We start from the raw sequence: 18449 nt of genomic DNA on the forward strand, positions 1-18449 counted from the left end.
CAAACCGTTGGTGCCCTTCTCTAAATTGATCTGTGATCATACAAAGGAGCGCCATGACCACAGTTCTCCCCGACGCAGCGACCACGGTACTCAGCACCACTGTGCCGACCGGGGCCGTCCGCCGAGTCCTCATCGCCAATCGCGGTGAGATCGCACTGCGCATCATCCGGGCCGCACACGACCTCGGCATCAAGGCCGTCGCCGTGTACACCCGCGCCGATTCGGATGCCGACTTCGTCGACCTCGCCGATGACGCCTGGCTGCTCGACGGCTCCGGAGCCGGGGAGACCTACCTCGACGTCGACAAGATCCTCGCACTGGCCAAGCGCTCGGGCGCCGATGCCATCCATCCCGGCTACGGCTATCTCGCCGAGAACGCGCACTTCGCGCAGGCGGTCATCGACGCCGGGCTGATCTGGATCGGCCCTCCCCCGGCCGCCATCGAGCTCCTCGGCGACAAGTCCGGCGCCCGCGGCGTCGCCGAAGCCGTCGATGCCCCTGTCGCACCCGGTTCCGACGGTGCTGTGGCCGATCTGGCCGAGGCCGCCTCGGTGGCCGAACGCATCGGCTTCCCCGTCGTCGTCAAGGCCGTCCACGGCGGCGGCGGACGCGGTTTCCGTGCCTGCGCTTCGGCCGAAGACCTGGAAAGCGCCTACACTGCGGCCACCCGTGAGGCCCAGGCCGCGTTCGGTCGGGGCGAATGCCTCATCGAGAAGCAGATCGTACGTCCCCGTCACCTCGAGACGCAGTGTCTGGCCGATGCACATGGCAATGTCGCCATCGTGTCCACCCGCGACTGCACCCTGCAGCGCCGCAATCAGAAGATCATCGAAGAGGCACCCGCACCGTTCCTCAGCCCCGAGCAGGAACGCATCGTCAGCCAGGCCTCGGCCCGGCTGCTCGCACACGTCGGCTACGTCGGCGCCGCCACCTGCGAGTTCCTCCTCGGTGAAGACGGCACGATCATCTTCATGGAAGCCAATGCGCGCATCCAGGTCGAGCACACCGTGACCGAGGAGATCACCGGAGTCGACCTCGTCGGCTGGCAGGTGCGCATCGCCTCGGGCGAGTCCCTGCCCGATGAGTTCCCCGCTGTGCGCGGCCACTCGCTGCAGTTCCGGATCAACGCCGAGGATCCCGCGACATTCTTCCCCGTCACCGGTGCTGTCAAGAACTACCGCGCCCCGTCCGGTCCCGGCGTGCGTGTGGACTCAGGCATCGGAGAGGGAAGCGTCGTCGGCACGGACTTCGACCCGATGATGGCCAAACTCGTCGTCACCGGCTCCACCCGTGACGAAGCTCTGGCCCGTGCCCGTCGGGCGCTGGCGGAATACCGCATCGAAGGTGTCTCGACGCTGCTTCCTCTGCATCGCGTCCTCGTCTCCGACCCTGCCTTCGCCGCTGATTTCAAGGTCTGGACCAACTGGCTCGAAACCGCTTTCGTCAACCCTCTCGCCGATTCCCAATCAGGAGAAGTCATGAGTGCTCCAACCGACAGTTTCAGCGTTGTCGTCGAGGTCGACGGCCGTCGGATGACCGTGTCGGTCCCCAAGGACGTCATCTCCGATCTCGGCCATGTGCCCAGCCCCAGCGTGCCGCGGCGCAAGCGCAGCCTCAGCAGCCGCAACGGTGCGAAGCTCGCCGACGATTCGAACGCGCTCAACGCCCCCATGCAGGGCACCATCGTCTCCGTCGCCGTCAACCCCGGTGACACCGTCGAGGCCGGCGACACTCTCGCCGTCATCGAAGCGATGAAGATGGAGCAGCCGCTCAAGGCCGGTCATTCCGGCACCGTATCGGAGGTGCTCGTCGACGCAGGCGCCTCGGTGAAGTCCGGTGAGGCGATCGTCCGCTTCGCCGCCTGAGGACTTGCGACTTCCTGTGTTCGCCGGCGACCGAACGCAGGAGTCCCGAACACAGAAATCCCTGCCCGGGTCACCGCTGAAGATCGGTGATCCGGGCAGTGATGTATTCGGATTCGGCATCGTTGCCGGGGCATTTCAGACCTGCGGCATAGGCGTCCTCGGCTTCGGCCGTGCGACCGAGTTCGTCGAGGGTGATCGCCCTCGCAATGTGGAAGGGCCTGTGCCGCAGCAGCTGCGGATCGTCGGCGAGTTCGTCCAGGGCGATCATGGCCGCTTCGGGGCCTGAGACCTGGCCGAGGGCGATTGCGGTGTTGAGGGCCACGACCGGCGACGGGTCGAGGTCGGAGAGCATCCGATAGAGCACGAGGATCTGCTTCCAGTCCGTGTCGGCGAACCTCACGGCGTCGGCGTGGAGGGCGGCGATCGCCGCCTGGATGGTGAAAGCACCGGCCGCCGGTTCACCGGCGGCCGCACCGACGAGTGCGGTGCCTTCGGCGATGAGGCGGGAGTCCCACTGGCTGCGGTCCTGATCGGCCAGCGGCACCGGCCGCCCCTCCGCGGTCACCCGAGAGCGGTCGCGTGCCCGGGTGAGCAGGAACAGGGCCAGCAGACCACGGGCTTCGGTCTGCTCGGGCAGATATCCGACGAGCAGTCGGGTCAGGCGGATGGCTTCCTGCTGCAGATCGACTCGTGTATGGGCGGGACCTGCAGTGGCGTTGATGCCCTGGGTGAAGATGAGGGAGAGGACGCGCAGCACCCCGGGCAGCCGGTCGCCGAGCTCATCGGGTGCCGGGCGGCCGAAGGGAATCCCGGTCTTGCGGATCCGCTGTTTGGCGCGCACGATCCGCTGCTGCATCGTGGCGGTTTCGACGAGGAACCCGGCAGCCACCTCGGCGGTGGTCAGTCCGGAGAGGAAGCGAAGGATGAGGACGATGCGCTCGTCCTCACGCAGTGTCGGGTGGGAGCAGGTGAAGAACAGCCCGAGGCGTTCGTCGGGCATGTCCGCTGCGTCCATCTCCTCGCCGATGCGCACCGCGTGGTCGTCGTGGTCACCTGGTCGCAGCTCGTCCTCGATGCGCAGCCGGGCGAGGTGCCGGGTGCGCACCTCGTCGGCGCGGATGAGATCGATGGCGCGGTTCTTCGCCGTAGCCATCAGCCACGCCTGAGGACGTTCGGGCACTCCTCGCCCCTGCCATGTCTCGACCGCGCGGAGCACTGCGTCGTGGAGGGCTTCCTCGGCGAGGTCGAAATCGCGGAACCGGGTGACCAACGCCGCGAGCAGCCGCCCGAAGTCCTCCTCGCCGATGGCGCTGAGGACTCGGGCGGCCGAATCGGGGTCGGGACCCATCAGTAGTCGGCCACAGGACGGATCTCGATGTGTCCGGACTTCGCAGCGGGACTCTTCTTCGCCCAGGCGATCGCCTCGTCGATGTCGGCGACCTCGATGACGTAGCTGCCGCCGACGAACTCGTTCGATTCGGCGAACGGGCCCGAGGTGACAAGGCACTCGCCTCCGGATTCGCTCACGCGGACCCCGAGTTCGGGCCCTTCGAGGGCGAAGCCGCCGACGACGACCCCCGCCTCGCTGATCTCCTTGTCGAATGCCATGAACTCGGTCGGATCCGCTCCGCCGTCCTCACCGCATTCGGGATCCTGTGTGGTTCCCATGAGCAGAAGTGCGTACTTCATGTCGTTCTCCTCCGTCGTTTCCCATGTCATGCCGGGCGGCCTGACACCATGATGACGGTCGAGGAGCGATCGGATCGACAGCTGCGGAGAAAAACTTTCCTGCGTTCGCAGAATCGACCAGATCAGAGGTGGCGGTGGAGCTTCCGCGCCGCCTCGGTCAGCGAACCGCTCACCGAGGGGTAGACGACGAACGTCGCCGAGAGCTGGTCGACGGTGAGCCGGTTCTCCACTGCCATCGTGATCGGCAGGATGAGTTCGCTGGCCCGCGGGCCGACGACGACTCCGCCGAGGATGGAGCCGGATCCGCGGCGCGCGAAGATCTTGACGAAGCCGTCTTCGATGCCGAGCATCTTCGCGCGCGGGTTCGTATCCAGCGGCAGCATCACCGTGTCGATGTCGGTCGGGTTCTCCCGGTAGTTCTGCTGGGTGAAGCCGACGGTGGCGATCTCGGGAGCGGTGAACACGTTCGAAGCGACGTTGCGCAGCTTGAGCGGCTGCACGGCGTCGCCCAGTGCGTGGTTCATCGCGATCCGGCCCTGCATCGCGGCCACAGAGGCCAGCGGGAGCACGCCGGTGCAGTCACCGGCGGCATAGATTCCGGCCCGTGAGGTCCGCGAGACCCCGTCGACGACGATGTGTCCGGATTCGCTGACCCGCACACCGGCCTTCTCGAGCCCGAGGCCTTCGGTGTTCGGGATCGAACCGACGGCCATGAGGCAGTGGGAGCCTTCGACACGGCGGCCGTCGGCGAGCACCACTTCGACTCCGTCGTCGGTGCGGGTCACCGAGGAGGCTCGGGACCGGGAGAGGACGTTCATCCCCTTGTTGCGGAACACGAATTCGAGGACATCGGCCGCGTCTTCGTCCTGACCGGGCAGAACCTTCTCACGCGAGGACACGAGAGTCACCTCGGTGCCCAGGGCGCGGTAGGCCGACGCGAATTCGGCACCGGTGACACCGGAGCCGACGACGATGAGGTGTTCGGGCAGCTCGTCGAGGTCGTAGAGCTGCGTCCAGGTGAGAATCCGCTCGCCGTCGGGCTGCGCGGTCGGCAGTTCCCGCGGGTGAGCGCCGACGGACAGCAGGATGGTCGAGGCATCGAGGGTGTACTCGGTGCCGCCGGACTCGACGACGTGAACCTGGTCGCGACCGGCCAGCGTCGCTTTGCCCTGAATGGCTTTGACCCCGGCCCGGATGAGGCCTTCGTAGATGTCGTTGGCCTGCGCGTCGGCGAGCGACAGGATGCGCTTGTTGACGGCTTCGAGGTCGGCGGTCACCCGGCGGGCATCGGCCGCGGTCTCATCATCGTTCTCGATCCGGATTCCGAGGCCGTCGGATCGTTCGATCTCATCCATCATCTCCGCGGTGGCGATGAGGGACTTCGACGGAACCACATCGGTGAGCACCGCCGCGCCTCCGCAGCGGTTCTGCTCGATGAGCATGACATCGGCGCCCAGCTGAGCCGCGACGAGCGCGGCCTCATAGCCGCCGGGGCCGCCGCCGATGATGACGACGCGATCTGCAGTGGAATCAAATTCAGTGTTCACACTGCGATTGTCTCAAATCGCCACGGACCTTGCGAACGGAACCCCGGTGTTCCCGCTCGCGAGCTCACAATCGGGCTCGCGATCCGAAACCGAGGCTCACGGCCCGAAGCGGAGACTCACGATCCGCCCGGTCCGATCACGACGGATCGACCACCTCGGCGGTGTCTTTGTGCAGGGTCGAGAGCAGCACATACGACAGTGCGTTCTGCCGCACCTTCTCCACACCGTCGTCGTCCATCTCCCGGCGCACCTTCGCCGGAACTCCCGCCACGAGGGAACGCGGAGGGATCTGTGTGCCCTCGAGGACGACGGCCCCGGCGGCGACGAGGGATTCGCTGCCGACATGAGCGTCATTGAGCACGGTCGAGTGCATCCCGATGAGCACATCGTCGTCGACGACGGCCCCGTGGACGAGCGCCTGGTGGCCGATCGAGACGCGGGCGCCGATGACCACGGGCTTGCCGGCATCGGTGTGCATCACGGTGTTGTCCTGGACGTTCGAGTCCTCGCCGATCGTGATCGGTGCGGCTTCGGCCCGGAGCACGCAGCCGTAGAAGACGCTCGCCCCCTTCTTCACATGCACATCACCGACGAGGGTGGCACCGGCGGCGACGAACGCCTCGGGATCGACGTGCGGGGTGTGCCCGCCGACGGAGACGATGCGGGGGCTGGCGAGGTCGTTGGTCATGAGTCCTCCATTGGTTCACGAACTGTCTGCTTGCGTCTGACAGTCTAATCCGAGAGCCCTGACACGGTCGGTCGGGACGCATAGCGGACCGATTTGCGCGATCGCGTCCATAGCAGGACAATAGGGAAAATATTTGTCAGAAATTTCACACTGCCGGACCCTTGTGCGCCCAATTGCGTTATGTGAACCTTGACTGAGAGAGTTGCGCGCTCGGAATTCGGGCGCGGTCAACCGCGTTCACCGAATTCGTCGAAAGGTCACCATGGATTGGCGACACCGTGCAGCATGCCTCAATGAGGATCCGGAACTCTTCTTCCCGATCGGCAACACCGGACCCGCTCTGCTCCAGATTGAGGAAGCGAAGACCGTCTGCCGCCGCTGTGAAGTAGCCGAGACCTGCCTCCAGTGGGCACTCGAATCCGGTCAGGATGCTGGAGTCTGGGGCGGATTGAGCGAAGACGAGCGTCGCGCGCTCAAGCGCCGCGCCGCCCGTGCCCGTCGCGCCGGCTGAACCACCTGAGACACCGCGGGCGTTGCACTGCGCCCGCCCCGCAAGCCACTGAGTCCCTTGTGCCGACGACGAATCATCGTCATCGGCACAAGGGACTCAGTTGTCTTCGCGCCCTGAGGCCCTGGACAGCCCCGGCGATGCTGCAGCCGGAACCCGGATGATCGGGACGGACAAGTCAGCCGCTCAGTCGTAGGAGTCCGGACGCAGCGGAACATCGAGAGTCGCCACGGTGCCGCCTCCTTCACGGGCTTCCCACTGGATCGATCCGGCCAGGTCCGCCGACACCAGGGTGCGCACGATCTGCGTGCCGAGCCCGTTGCCCGGATTCTGTGAGTCGCCGAGTCCGACACCGTCATCGGCAATCGTCACCCGCAGATGGTCACCATCGCGTTCGGGAGTCACCCACACATGCCCGTCGAGCGTCTCCCCCGGCGCCAGACTCTCCTGCTTCTCGGCAGGGAAACCGTGTTCGATCGCGTTCGTGATCAGCTCGGTGATCGCCAGTGCCAGAGAGGTCGCATCCGCTGAGGAGATCGCACCGAAGCTGCCGCACCGTTTGAGTTCCATGTGCACCAGTGGGCTGGTCAGCTCCGGCGTCAGGCGCAGACCTTTGTCGACGACCTCATCGAAGTCGACTTCGGATTCGACACCCTGACTGAGCACGTCGTGGACGACGGCGATGATCGAGACTCGCCGCATCGCTTCGGTCAGTGCGCTCTTGGCCTCGGGACTGTCGATCCGGCGGGTCTGCAGACGCAGCAGAGCCGACACGGTCTGCAGGTTGTTCTTCACCCGGTGGTGCATCTCCTTGATCATTGCGTCCCGCGACAGCAGCTCGCGTTTGCGGCGCCGGATCTCGGAGACGTCACGGGCGAGCACGATCGCTCCGACCCGCTCCCCCTCATCGGTCAGCGGGATGGCGCGCAGAGAGATGCTCGTGCGCCCGACCTCGAGTTCGGTCCGCCACGGGGCCCGCCCCGTGAGCACCAGCGGCAGGGTCTCGTCGACCTGCCGCAGCTCGGCGCCCAGGCTCGAAACCACCTCGGCGAGGTAGCTGCCTTCGATCTCTCCCCCGTGGCCGAGCCGGTGCATGAGCGACACGGCGTTCGGGGACGCATACTGCACATGGGAATCGCGATCGAGGATGAAGATGCCGTCGCCGACCCGCGGTTCCCCGTGCCGCGCCCCGCTCGGGGCGGCACGATCGGGAAAGGTGCCCTGGACGATCATCCGCATCAGGGCCATCGCCGTTTCGCGGTAGTACTTCTCCAGTCGGGACGAACCCCGGCGGCGAACCTCTTCGGAGTAGCGGACGACGAGCGCGATCGCCTCGCCGTTCCGGACGATCGGGACCGCCTCGGCGAGGATGCCGACATCGGCCGAACCCGCGCTCACCCCCAGGTCACGGGCCGTCTCCACCTGAGTGACGTAGGTGCGGGTGTCGCTGGCTTCGTCGAGCAGCTCCTTCTCCATCCCGGTCGCGCGGGCTCCGATGAGATCCCGGTTGAACAGGGTCGCCCCGGTCGTCGATCGGGCGTGGGCGACCACCGTGTACGCGCCGCTCAGCGAGGGCACCCACAGCACGAGGTCGGCGAAGGAGAGATCGGCGAGCAGCTGCCAGTCCCCGACGAGCAGATGGATGTGTTCGACGTCTGACTCATCCGTGAGACCCTCGGCCGCCAGCAGTTCGTTGAGCACGATACGTTCCTCCCAGGTGAGATCAGCAGACCCGGGTTCCCCTCGGATCTGCTGATGAGTCGATGATCAGACGCTACCACTTCATCCGCCCATCTCCGGACTCGCCGAGGCGGCCGGAAGGCAGTTCGGGTCCGACCGAGCACTGTTCGGCCGGGCCCGAGCCGTGGAGTCAGGAGTTGTGTTCGCTCTCCCACGTCGAGGAGCGGACCATCGACCGCAGCGACCGCAGCAGCACCGACAGCGGCGCCTGGGTCACGGAGTCGAGCCCGAGGATCGTCTCCGTCGTCTCGATCACGCGGGAGACCACGGTCTCGTTGCGTTCGAGCCATTCGGCCACGCGCTGCTTCGCCCGCTCATCCGGGGTGCCCGAGATCGGCGAATCCGTGGCGGCCAGCACCGTTTCCGCCACCGAGAGGATAGCGGAGTAGAAGTCGTCGCGCATCGAGCCTCGCGCCAGCGCCGACCAGCGGTCGCTGCGGTCGAGCCCGCCGATGAGAGTGAGCACCTGCGACCCGGCGAAGTGTTCGTTCACCGCGTAGTAGACCTCGGCGACGTCCTCAGCGGATTCGTTCGCCCGTGCCGCGAGCTGCGTGATGTCGAGGAGCACGAACTCATCGAGCAGAGCCGCCGCTCGCCATGCCAGATCGCTGGGCACACCGTCGTCGATGTACTCCTGCGCCTTCGCCTGCATGGACTCCGCATCGTAGCCGTCGACGAGCTCGGGCACGCGGGAGCGCAGCGCCTCGACCACCTTGCCGTACATCTCGATGCCCGAATCGACGTCGAGGGTGTCCGGGGCCTGCTGCACGAGCCAGCGCGAGGACCGGTCGAGCAGACGCACATAGTCGTGTTGGAGCTTCACCTGCACCTCGGTGGGCACCTCGTTGTCGAGTGCGCACACCGCCTCGAAGTAGTCGTCGAGGCCGAAGATCTCGGAGACGACGACGAACACACGTGCGATCTGCGGCACCGAGGCGGGTGTCTCCTCGAGCATCCGGTAGATGTAGGTCAGGCCGCCGCGGTCGACGAGGCGGTTGACCAGCTTCGCCGTGGCGATCTCGCGGTGCAGCGGGTGTTCCGGGATGAGCTCCCCGTATTTCTCCTGCAGGGACTCCGGGAAGTAGGAGACGAGTTCCCGCCGCATCCACATCTCATCGGGCACGACGCTGTCGAGGATCTCGTCGGCGGCGTGCATCTTCACATAGGCCAGAAGCACGGCCAGCTCCGGCGACACGTAGTAGCCGAATCGACGCTTGGCCAGTTCGTCGGCGTTGGGCAGGAATTCGACGGCACGGTCGAGGTCGGCGTGCTTCTCCAGGTAATTCAGCAGTCGGCCGTAGGTACCGGACATCGCTTCGGTCTGTGCCCTGGCCTCACCGAGGACGACGTTCTGCGAGTAGTTGTTCGACAGCACCCGATCGGCCACCTGATCGGTGAACGAGTGGAGCACCTGTTCACGCTCCTCGGCGGCGAAGGCGCCCTTGTGCACCAGGGTGCGCAGGAGCAGCTTGATGTTGACCTCGTGGTCGGAGCTGTCGACGCCGGCCGAGTTGTCCACCGCATCGGTGTTGATCTCGACCCCATTCAGCGCCGCTTCGACACGGCCCAGTTGGGTGACGCCGAGGTTGCCGCCCTCCCCGATGACCCGCGCCCGGACATCGGCGCCGTCGATGCGGATGCTGTCGTTGGACTTGTCCCCGACCTCCGCATGGCTCTCTGTCGAGGCCTTGATGTAGGTGCCGATGCCTCCGTTGTAGACAAGGTCGACGGGAGCCTTGAGGATCTCGGACATGAGATCGGCGGGGCTGCGACGACCGGGGTCGACTCCGAGCACCGAGGCGGCTTCGGCACTGAGGTCGATCGACTTCGCCGACCGCGAGAAGACCCCGCCGCCTGCGGAGATGAGCTCCCGGTCGTAGTCCTGCCAGCTCGAGCGCGGCAGATCGAACAGCCTTTGGCGTTCAACGAAGCTGCGTGCGGCATCGGGGTTCGGATCGAGGAAGATGTCTCGGTGGTCGAAGGCCGCGACGAGGCGGATGTGCTCGCTGCGCAGCATGCCGTTGCCGAACACGTCGCCGCTCATATCGCCGATGCCCACAACGGTGAAGTCGTCGGCGGCGGTGTTGAGACCGAGTTCGCGGAAGTGCCGTTCGACGGACTTCCAGGCGCCGCGGGAGGTGATGGCCATCTTCTTGTGGTCGTAGCCGACCGATCCGCCCGAAGCGAAGGCATCCCCGAGCCAGAACCCGCGGCGTTCGGCAATCGCGTTCGCCACATCGGAGAAGCGTGCAGTGCCCTTGTCAGCGGCGACGACGAGGTAGTAGTCGTCTCCGTCGTGGCGGACCACACGGTCGGGGTGGACGACGACGCTGGAGTCGTCGGCACCGTAGGTGAGGTCGTCGGAGACCTCGAGCATGCTCTCGATGAACACCTCGTAGGCGGCCTGACCGGCGGCCATCCACGCGTCCCGGTCGCTCATCGGCGGCAGCTGCTTGGGGAAGAACCCTCCCTTGGCGCCAGTCGGGACGATGAGGGCGTTCTTGACCATCTGCGCCTTGACGAGGCCGAGGACCTCGGTGCGGAAGTCATCGCGCCGGTCCGACCAGCGCAGACCGCCGCGGGCGACGGCGCCGAAGCGCAGGTGCGCGCCTTCGACCTGCGGCGAGTACACCCACATCTCCAGGGCCGGTTTGGGCTTGGGGACGAAGCTGAGCTCGGTGGGCCGGATCTTGAGCACGAGAGCGGTCGGCAGCTCACCGGACTCATCGATGTAGTAGTTCGTGCGCAGAGTGGCGCGCAGCAGCTCGAGTGAGGAGCGCAGCACCCGGTCGGCATCGAGGCTCGCGACTTCGGACAGTGCGGCTTCGATCGCGTCATCGATCTCGGCCATCGCACCTTCACGGCTCTCGTCGTCGGCGGCAGGATCGAACTTCGCGGCGAAGTAGTCGACGAGCAGCTTCGAGATCTCCGGATGGTCGCTGTAGACCTCACCCACATAGGCGTCGGAGTAGGTGAACCCGGCCTGGCGCAGGTATTTGCCCAGGGCGCGGATGATCGTCACATGCTGCCAGGACAGACCGGTGACGATGAGGCGGTCGAAGACGCCCGCTTCCTTCTTGCCTTCCCATCCGGCCATGAACGCGTCGGAGATGCGTTCGCAGTCGTCGTCGCCCAGCTCTTCGGAGAAGCTGAGCCCGAAATCGTAGATATAACGGTGGCTGCCGTCGGCGAGGTCGAGCTCGTGCGGGCGCTCATCGATGACGGTGGCGCCGAACGCCGTGAGGAAGGGCAGCACTTCGGACAGGCCGACCCGCTCGCAGCGGTAGAGGACGAGGCGCACGGAGGCGTCGGCCGAGCGTTCGGGCCGGTACAGGCGCACCGCCGAACCGTGCCCCGCGTCAAGGGCCTCGAACCGGCCGACGTCAGCGACCGCCTCGGCGGGGGTGTGATGCTCGCCGTAGCTGGGCGGGAACGCCTTCGACCACAGGTCGGCGCGCGCATTCGTCGTTCCGCTGTCGCCGTGTTCGGCGGGGATGAGGAAGGCGTGGACATCTTCGGACCACGAACGGACGGCACCGACGATGCGTCGTTCGACATCCTCGGCGCTGATCTGCGGGAGCTGCTCATCGCGAGCCATACGAGCCACGAAGTGGATGCGCGCCAGCGCCGATTCGCTCAGCAGCACGTCGAAGTCGACGCTGTCGGCATTGTAGAACTCGCGCAGAACCTCCTGCACGCGCACGCGGGCATCGGTGTTGTAGAGGTCGCGGGGCAGGTAGAGGATGACAGAGACGAAGCGCTGGTACGGGTCGGCGCGGACGAAGACCCGCGACTCCCGTCGCTCCTGCATGTCGACGATCTCCATGACCACGTCGAAGATCTCTTCGGTGTCCTCGTGGAGGAGATCTTCGCGCGGGTAGGTCTCAAGCACGCCGAGGAGCTCGTTGGCCGAGTGCGAACCGGCGGGGAAGCCGCTGGCGGAGAGGATCCGGGAGACCTTGCGGTCGATGACGGGGATGTTGAGGACGCTGTCGTTGTAGAACTCGGGTTTGAACACACCGACGAAGCGACGTTCGCCGACGATCTCGCCGGAGGAGTCGAAGGTCTTCACCCCGATGTAGTCCATGAAGGACGAGCGGATGACGCGTGAGCGCGAGTTCGCCTTCGTCAGCACGAGCACATGCGGTTCGAGTGCCTTCTCGGCCACGGCCCGGCTGAGCGGCGATTTCACGAGGGGGCGCAGAGCGGAGATGCCCATCGAGGTGTCTTCGATCGGTTCGAGGCTGCTGTGCTCGGCATCGTGGGTGTAGTCGTATTCGCGGTAGCCGAGGAAGGTGAAGTGACCGTCGAGCCAGTTGAGCAGGGCTGCTGCGGCTTCGGCTTCCGAGGCCAGCTCCGGGCGGGGAGCATGGGCGGAGAGTTCGGCCGCGATGTCCTTGGCCTTGCTCGCCATCGCCTGCGCGTCGCGGGCGGCGGCAGCGACGTAGGCGAGGACTTCACGCAGCCGCTGCTCGAGTTCGGCGAAGTCGTCTTCGGGGATCCGGTCGATCTCGAGACGGATCCACGACTGCTGCTGCGGGTCATCGGAGGACTGAGCGTCCGGCGCTGCGGAGACCTGCGGGAGGCTTGCCGTATCAGCGGTCACCGAGGGGGCCTCGGCCGGGGACACAATCGAGAGGTCGGAACCGGAACCGGAGACGGTGATGATCGGGTGATGGACGCGGCGGATGGCTCGACCGGCCGCCGCCAGGTCGCTGACGATCGAGGACACGAGGTGCGGCATATCTGCCAGCACCAGCGCGACGACCGTGTGATTGTCCCGGAATTCCGGTGAGTCGACGGCCGGGTTGTAGATCGCGATCGCCGGCGTCTGCCCGTCATATTCGGTGCCGACGGCGAAGTGTCGAGCCGCTGCCGCGGCATAGGCCTCGGGGTCGCTTGCCCCTGTTTCGAATCGCGGATAGTACGCGTCGAGGAAATTCTCGGGGGCACCCTGCCCTCGCAGCTTCCTCCACTCTTCTGCAACGTCCGAAATTGAGACCTGAGTCACTGTGCCACCTCTATGAGAACCGAGCAATCGTCACGCGGTTCGTCCTCGAACCGCCATCTCCCACACTATGCCCAAATATCGAGAAAGGCACGCCGAGCGGCCTGATGTGGTGTACCGTTCATTCGCTGGCAAACTGGAGCTATGCGAACTCTGACCCTCAATCATGACTACTCGGTCGACCTCCTGACATTCCTGGCCAAACTCGCCGACGTCGGCTCTTGGGAGAAGCTCGGATCCCGGGCCAGCTCGGAGCACATCGATCCCGACACCGAGATGACCGTGCGGACTCCGATGCCCAAAGGCGAACTTCCCGCGGCCTTGGCCTCCCGCCTGCCGAATGAGACCGAGCTCGTCGAGGTCTACATGATCCCCGGAGACGTCCTCGGCGATGAGGCGGAGATCCGAATGTCCGCACGTGCCGCCGGGGTTCCCGTGGAGATCGACGCCGTGATCGAACTCAGGCAGGTGGACTCGGAGACGAAGCTGACGGCGCACGCTGAGATCAGCTCGTCGATCCCGATGTTCGGGGCGATGATCGAACAGGCCGTGGTGCCGATCCTGGACAAGCGGCTGAGCGAGCGTCTCCGCCGTTTCGAAACCCTCTGAAGTCGACTCCGACTCAGCCCTCCTCGGCGAGGAGCTGATCCAGTTCCGTGACGTCGTACCACAGCAGATCCGACTCGCCGAGGCGGTCCTCCGCCGCCTGCGCACCCGCAGTTCGGGCGAGTTCCACGGCTTCGTCCCAGACCGCTTCCTCGTCGAGGTGGAAGCTGGCGACTGCGGACATGTCGAGGGTGTCGATGCCGATGAGTTCGAATCCGTCGGTCAGCCGGTGGCGTGAGCTGGACTCGGGTGCATCGTAGGCGACGATGACACGGGCGGCGGGCCCCGCCTCGGCGAGGGGAACTGCGGATCCGGACTCCTCGGCACCGAATGCCGCGCTGGAGGCGAGAGCGGCGGCGATGCACATGGCGTCGAATTCGGCGGTCTCGAACTCCTCGCCGCGCAGGCTGCGGCCGTGCTCATCGGGGGCAACAGCCCGAATGTCGGTCAGTCCCGTGCGCAGCGCGCTCAGGGTGGTCGGAATGTAGCAGCGGATGGCCATGCCCTCATCCTAGTCCCGTCACAATCGGACCCTGGATCTGCCGGGCCTGCGGCCCTGCTTCCTTTCGCCGCCGTCCCGTCGGCCCCTTCCGCCCCCGGTCCGGCGGCTGCGTTTGCGGCCGGGCAGCAGATCCTCGGCCATGGCCGCGATCTCCTGGCAGAGGAGGGAGCGCGGATTCTGCTCGTGCAGGGTCTTGCCCGCCAGCATTGCGGCATCGGCGGTGGCCCGATCATCGCTGAGGACGTAGTCGGGGGTGACGCGGACGAAGCGGTTGAGGACCTCGCGGATCCTCGCCTCGGGCGGATGACCGACCGCGCCGGGTCGCAGCTTCGTGATCACCAGACGCATCTTCTCCCGCAGCTCCTCTGCCCGCGGCGTGCCCAGCAGCTTGACCAGACGCTGCAGACCGATCGGCTCTCCTGCAGCGAGCACGAGGACGACATCGGCCGCTGCGAGCGCCGCCCGGGTGGCGCAATGCCGGTCGTAGAAGGGGTCGGCCATCTCGTCATCGGGATCGACGCGGTCGCTGACGTCGACGACGACGAGATCGTAGAGCCTCGCGAGCCGATGCAGCACGGCTTCGAGCACTGACGCTCGGATCTCCGGCCATCGCTCGGGCTTCGTCAGTCCCGTGATCACGTGGAAGTCCTCCCGGACCACGGCGTGGGGCACGGAATGCCCGTCGAGGGGGACGGACCGATCGGACTGCGCCCGGCACAGGCTGGCCAGATGGGAGGATTCCTCGGTCAGCCCGAGTGTGGCGGCGACCATCCCCGAAACGGTGTCGGCGTCGACGATGACGGAGCGTCGGCCGAGGCGGGAGGCCTGGTCGGCCAGGTTGACCGCGGTGAGGGTCCGCCCCGGCGAAGAGCCGGTCCCCCACACCGTGATGATCCTCCCCTGTCCTCCGACCGGGCCGGGAGGCGCTGTCGGTCGTGGAGGAACGACGGTGGAGGCGCGGAGATCGTCGAGCGCCGTGGCCAGAGCGGCCGCATCGGCGTCGGTGCCGACCCGGACGGTGATGCCCAGCCCGGCAAGCGCGTCGGCATCATCACCGAAGCCGAGGACCTTCGCCCCCGTGGCCGCGACAGCAGCGACCACCTCGGCATCGAGCCCCGGGAAGTAGCGGCCGATGATGACGACCTCGGCGCTGCCGGTCCGACAGTGTGCCAGCAGCTCCACCTCGTCGGCGGGACGGGCGACGATGGTGACGTCGTCGATGTCGCTGAGGAGTTCGAAGAGGATGAGGTCGTATTCGAAGTCGACGGCGAGCAGGACCTGAGTCATCACTGCCCGCTGTCTGCCGCGACCGCCGAGGGCGCCCCGACCACGGAGAGTACGCTGCGCCCGTCGAGGGCGGCAAGCACGTCGGAGAGCTGCCCGGTCTCGACGAAGACCTCGATGCGCGCTCCGTCGCCGACCCCGAAGCTGCCCACGTCCCGCGTGATGTGGGCGACGGGTGCGGATTCGACGAGCTGACGCGGTGCGGGCCCGTCATCGTCGAGGCCGTTCTGCTCCGGCTGCGCCCACACATCGACGAGGCTTCCCGCGGCGACGACGCTGGGGACGGAGCCGGCGACATCGATGGCGACGACACGGCCTTCGAGCTCCGTCAGAGGCGCGACCGTCGAGGCGGCCAACAGCTCCCCTGCGGCCACGACGCTGCGCACGCTCGTCCCTGCGGGCAGGTCCTCATCCGCCGAAAGGTATTTGCTGCCGATATCCGCGAGATTGACCTCGGCCACCCTGAGGTCCGTCGCATCAAGGACTTCACCGGGGACGAGAGCATGAGCGCTTGCCCAGACGCGGGTGGTGGAATTCGCCGCGGCGATGAGCAGATAGGTGCCGACCACGGCGAGGACGACGAGCATCGCGCCCACAAGAAGTCGGGTGTCGGTCCATTTGGGGCGGCGGATTCGCTTCGAGAGCTCCATTGCATCTCCAGATTCGCGGAAGTTTCGCTGACAGAAACTGTTTCTCAGTGATAGTATTAGGCATCAAATGATGCCAAAGCAATGTTTTTGGCAAAGTGAATCAACAAGCAGACAGACATCTGGAATGGGAGAAGTCACCACATGGTCGTCGAAAACCGCTTCCTGCCGCTCACCGATGTGGCCGAACTGCTCAATGTCTCGATCGCTCAGGCCAGGGCCCTGGTCCGCTCGGGCGACCTCCGTGCGATCAAGGTCGGCGGACGCGGCCAATGGCGCGTCGAGAAGTCGGAGATCGAGGCTTATATCCAGCGCATGTACGAGCGCACCGAGCACCAGATCAAGACCGGCTCGATCGAGGACTGACTCCGCCTCTGCCCGTACCCCAAGTTCCACAGCCGACTCACCCGAAGGGGTTGGTTCGGGCGTGGACGGCGGCGATCGCGGCGAACGGGATCATCCGGCCCGCGATCTCGACATAGTCGGCACCGACGAGAGTGCAGCGTCCGCGTGTCGGCCCGGGACGGTCTGCGACGTCGATCGCCACTTCCTCATGCATTGCCGCCCAGCGGCGCAGCGCCGAACCCAGACCCAAGCGCTCGAGCCCTCCCGCCTCGAGGCGGTGGACACGTGAGTCCGCCCGCAGTCCGCGGATCCAGCTGATCGCGATGACGGAGGTCTCGGCTCCGTCGACGACGAGGATGTCGCGACCGAGGAAGTCGGCCGTGCCCGCGATCTCCCGCGCCGGCATGACCACCTGCACCGCCTGCCCGAGCGCCCCTCGGATCCTTTCCAGCAGTGTTCGCTCGGCGGCCTGAGCGGCTACTTCGTCACCGAACTCTCCCCTTCTGGCGTGCCGTTCGGCGGCGGTCTCGGCGGCTTCGACGTCCGCCAGGAGTGCATCGATGCGATCATCCATAATCGCTAAGCCTGCCCCAGCTGTAGTCGACTTTCAAGAGCCGGAACGAAGCGCGTGAGAACTACAGTGGTGTAGTTATTCGTAATCTATTGACAACAAATCACATCTAACGACATCATTGGAATCAATATCCAATGGAGGATGTCTAGATGTATCTCTTGATCGCATGCGCGGGGTCTTGGCTGGTTCTGCTCGGTTCACTCTGCACCGCGTGGGCACAGCTGCCGCAGCCGCGGACGACGAATGATCTCGTCGTCATCACCATCATCGGCGCCGCCGCTCTGGCATTCTCACGTCTCGGTCTCGTCTCCCTCCTCACCCTGCTGCTGCGGCTCCTTCCCTCCGGCCGCTTCAGGGCACTCCTGGCGGACTGCCTCGTCAGAGCCATGCCGCGGCTTCTCGCCTCGAGCGTGCTCGCCGCAGTGTCGGCCGGTCTCGTCGTCCAGGCCGCGCAGGCCGCTCCGGTCGCCGGAGACCTCGGAGACGCGATGCCCGCGGCGGGCCCGTACACGGCGACCGCTGCGCCCGCCGATCCCGGATGGCCGACTGTCGAAGGCGGCGCCTCGGCCGCCGATGGTGAGTACTCCGATGGCGATGCGCCCGCGGACGAGGACCTGCATGATCCGGCCTGGCCCACCGAACCTCCGAAAGAAGCCGCTGCTCCGCCTGAGGATCCGTCTGCACCACCGCGAACCGACCACCGGGAACCCGCCGACGACGTGCACGATCCCGCTGCTGCCGAGGATCCCGAATCACGACCGGATGCTGCAGCCCCCTCGCCGACTGTGCACGTGGTCGAGCCTGGGGAGAGCCTGTGGTCGATCGCCGCCGAACTCGTCGATGCCCCAGAGGACACCCCGCAGCTTGTCGACGACGTCTATACCGCCAACCGCGAGATCATCGGGCCCGACCCGAGCCTCATCATCGCAGGTCAGAGATTGGAGATTCAGCCATGACCGCCCCGCTCACTCTCACCCGTCCGCAGGCGCCGCAAGCTGCGCCCCGGCGGAACTCCTTACCGCTGTCCACGTCCCCATCGGGACGCCGGGTGAGCGCACGGGTCAGCGGACTTGACGATGAGTCCGCGGACGAACGGCAGCGGATAGCGGCCACGGCCGCCTCGTTGGCGGTGGCCTGCCTCGAAGTCCTCGCCGGAGTCCGACGCAGCGACACGATCGCCCGCTGGGTCGATCCCGAACTGCTGGCGAAGATCGATCACCGCGCTCAGCTGCGCGCAGAGGTGGCGCCGCGACATCCGGCCAGCGGTCTCGGCGCGCAGCCGGCGGTGCAGCCGGGGAGGGCACATGTGTGCCAGGTGAGTCCCGGGATCGCCGAAGTCACGGTCATCGTCCGCAGCCCGAACCGCATCCGGGCGGTGGCAGTCCGTTTGGAGCTGCTCACCACCCGGTGGACGCTGACGGCGCTGCAGACGATGTGAAGTCTGCG

16 protein-coding genes are annotated in these 18449 nt (G+C 66.4%); 6 read left to right on the plus strand and 10 right to left on the minus strand.

All coding sequences use genetic code 11. From position 1 onward, the window contains the following. The first annotated feature begins 53 nt into the window (after window positions 1-53). A complete protein-coding gene (locus ACPUD7_RS06735; RefSeq protein WP_425119468.1) occupies window positions 54-1865 on the plus strand; it encodes an acetyl/propionyl/methylcrotonyl-CoA carboxylase subunit alpha in 1812 nt (603 codons plus the stop codon). A 70-nt stretch (window positions 1866-1935) separates the two neighbouring features. On the opposite strand, the gene ACPUD7_RS06740 is transcribed toward ACPUD7_RS06735, so the two are convergent. The 4 genes from ACPUD7_RS06740 to ACPUD7_RS06755 all read right to left on the minus strand — a co-directional run bounded on the left by ACPUD7_RS06740 (window position 1936) and on the right by ACPUD7_RS06755 (window position 5789). Next, window positions 1936-3213: an RNA polymerase sigma factor gene (locus tag ACPUD7_RS06740; RefSeq protein WP_425119469.1), complete on the minus strand. Its 1278-nt coding sequence runs from the start codon at window positions 3211-3213 to the stop codon at window positions 1936-1938. Further along, the gene (locus tag ACPUD7_RS06745) at window positions 3213-3554 is read right to left on the minus strand and encodes a YciI family protein (RefSeq protein WP_135538175.1); all 342 of its coding nucleotides are present in this window, start codon (window positions 3552-3554) and stop codon (window positions 3213-3215) included. Before ACPUD7_RS06745 ends, ACPUD7_RS06740 begins: the two co-directional genes overlap by 1 nt. A 122-nt stretch (window positions 3555-3676) precedes the next feature. Next, window positions 3677-5101 (minus strand): NAD(P)H-quinone dehydrogenase, encoded by a 1425-nt coding sequence (locus ACPUD7_RS06750; RefSeq protein WP_135538173.1) that lies wholly within the window; start codon window positions 5099-5101, stop codon window positions 3677-3679. 136 nt (window positions 5102-5237) lie between these two features. Further along, on the minus strand, window positions 5238-5789 hold the full coding sequence (locus ACPUD7_RS06755; RefSeq protein ID WP_135538171.1) for a gamma carbonic anhydrase family protein: 552 nt from the start codon (window positions 5787-5789) through the stop codon (window positions 5238-5240). 262 nt (window positions 5790-6051) lie between these two features. Here ACPUD7_RS06755 and ACPUD7_RS06760 point away from each other — a divergent pair, with 262 nt between their 5' ends. Further along, the gene (locus ACPUD7_RS06760) at window positions 6052-6300 is read left to right on the plus strand and encodes a WhiB family transcriptional regulator (protein ID WP_009374875.1); all 249 of its coding nucleotides are present in this window, start codon (window positions 6052-6054) and stop codon (window positions 6298-6300) included. 183 nt (window positions 6301-6483) lie between these two features. Here ACPUD7_RS06760 and ACPUD7_RS06765 read toward each other — a convergent pair whose 3' ends face one another. Beyond that, window positions 6484-7998, minus strand: coding sequence for a sensor histidine kinase (locus ACPUD7_RS06765; RefSeq protein WP_135538170.1), 1515 nt, complete (start codon window positions 7996-7998; stop codon window positions 6484-6486). A gap of 169 nt (window positions 7999-8167) precedes the next feature. Beyond that, the gene (locus ACPUD7_RS06770; protein WP_425119470.1) at window positions 8168-13048 is read right to left on the minus strand and encodes an NAD-glutamate dehydrogenase; all 4881 of its coding nucleotides are present in this window, start codon (window positions 13046-13048) and stop codon (window positions 8168-8170) included. A 141-nt stretch (window positions 13049-13189) separates the two neighbouring features. On the opposite strand from ACPUD7_RS06770, the gene ACPUD7_RS06775 reads away from it, so the two are divergent. Beyond that, entirely contained in the window at window positions 13190-13654 is a 465-nt protein-coding gene (locus ACPUD7_RS06775) for a DUF2505 family protein (RefSeq protein WP_135538166.1), read from the plus strand. Between the two features lie 13 nt (window positions 13655-13667). Here the strand turns inward: ACPUD7_RS06775 and ACPUD7_RS06780 are convergent, their stop codons facing one another. From ACPUD7_RS06780 to ACPUD7_RS06790, 3 genes are read right to left on the minus strand one after another with little or no spacing between them, the layout of a single operon-like run. Next, entirely contained in the window at window positions 13668-14153 is a 486-nt protein-coding gene (locus ACPUD7_RS06780) for a DUF6912 family protein (protein ID WP_135538164.1), read from the minus strand. Window positions 14154-14171: 18 nt separating this feature from the next. Continuing rightward, window positions 14172-15440 (minus strand): AAA family ATPase, encoded by a 1269-nt coding sequence (locus ACPUD7_RS06785; protein ID WP_240689628.1) that lies wholly within the window; start codon window positions 15438-15440, stop codon window positions 14172-14174. After that, complete coding sequence (locus tag ACPUD7_RS06790) at window positions 15440-16087, minus strand: SAF domain-containing protein (RefSeq protein WP_135538162.1); 648 nt, start codon at window positions 16085-16087, stop codon at window positions 15440-15442. Before ACPUD7_RS06790 ends, ACPUD7_RS06785 begins: the two co-directional genes overlap by 1 nt. A 141-nt stretch (window positions 16088-16228) precedes the next feature. On the opposite strand from ACPUD7_RS06790, the gene ACPUD7_RS06795 reads away from it, so the two are divergent. Beyond that, window positions 16229-16450, plus strand: coding sequence for a helix-turn-helix domain-containing protein (locus ACPUD7_RS06795; protein WP_135538160.1), 222 nt, complete (start codon window positions 16229-16231; stop codon window positions 16448-16450). A gap of 37 nt (window positions 16451-16487) precedes the next feature. Here the strand turns inward: ACPUD7_RS06795 and ACPUD7_RS06800 are convergent, their stop codons facing one another. Beyond that, window positions 16488-17003 (minus strand): hypothetical protein, encoded by a 516-nt coding sequence (locus tag ACPUD7_RS06800; RefSeq protein WP_135538158.1) that lies wholly within the window; start codon window positions 17001-17003, stop codon window positions 16488-16490. Window positions 17004-17152: 149 nt separating this feature from the next. Here ACPUD7_RS06800 and ACPUD7_RS06805 point away from each other — a divergent pair, with 149 nt between their 5' ends. After that, window positions 17153-17959, plus strand: a complete 807-nt coding sequence (locus tag ACPUD7_RS06805) for a LysM peptidoglycan-binding domain-containing protein (RefSeq protein ID WP_135538156.1) — start codon at window positions 17153-17155, stop codon at window positions 17957-17959. Between the two features lie 92 nt (window positions 17960-18051). After that, the gene (locus ACPUD7_RS06810) at window positions 18052-18441 is read left to right on the plus strand and encodes an Rv3235 family protein (RefSeq protein WP_240689611.1); all 390 of its coding nucleotides are present in this window, start codon (window positions 18052-18054) and stop codon (window positions 18439-18441) included. Window positions 18442-18449 lie beyond the last annotated feature (8 nt).

Origin of the sequence: Brevibacterium sp. FAM 24630 (assembly GCF_049804075.1) — a bacterium.
In the GTDB taxonomy this organism is placed as follows: Bacteria; Actinomycetota; Actinomycetes; order Actinomycetales; family Brevibacteriaceae; genus Brevibacterium.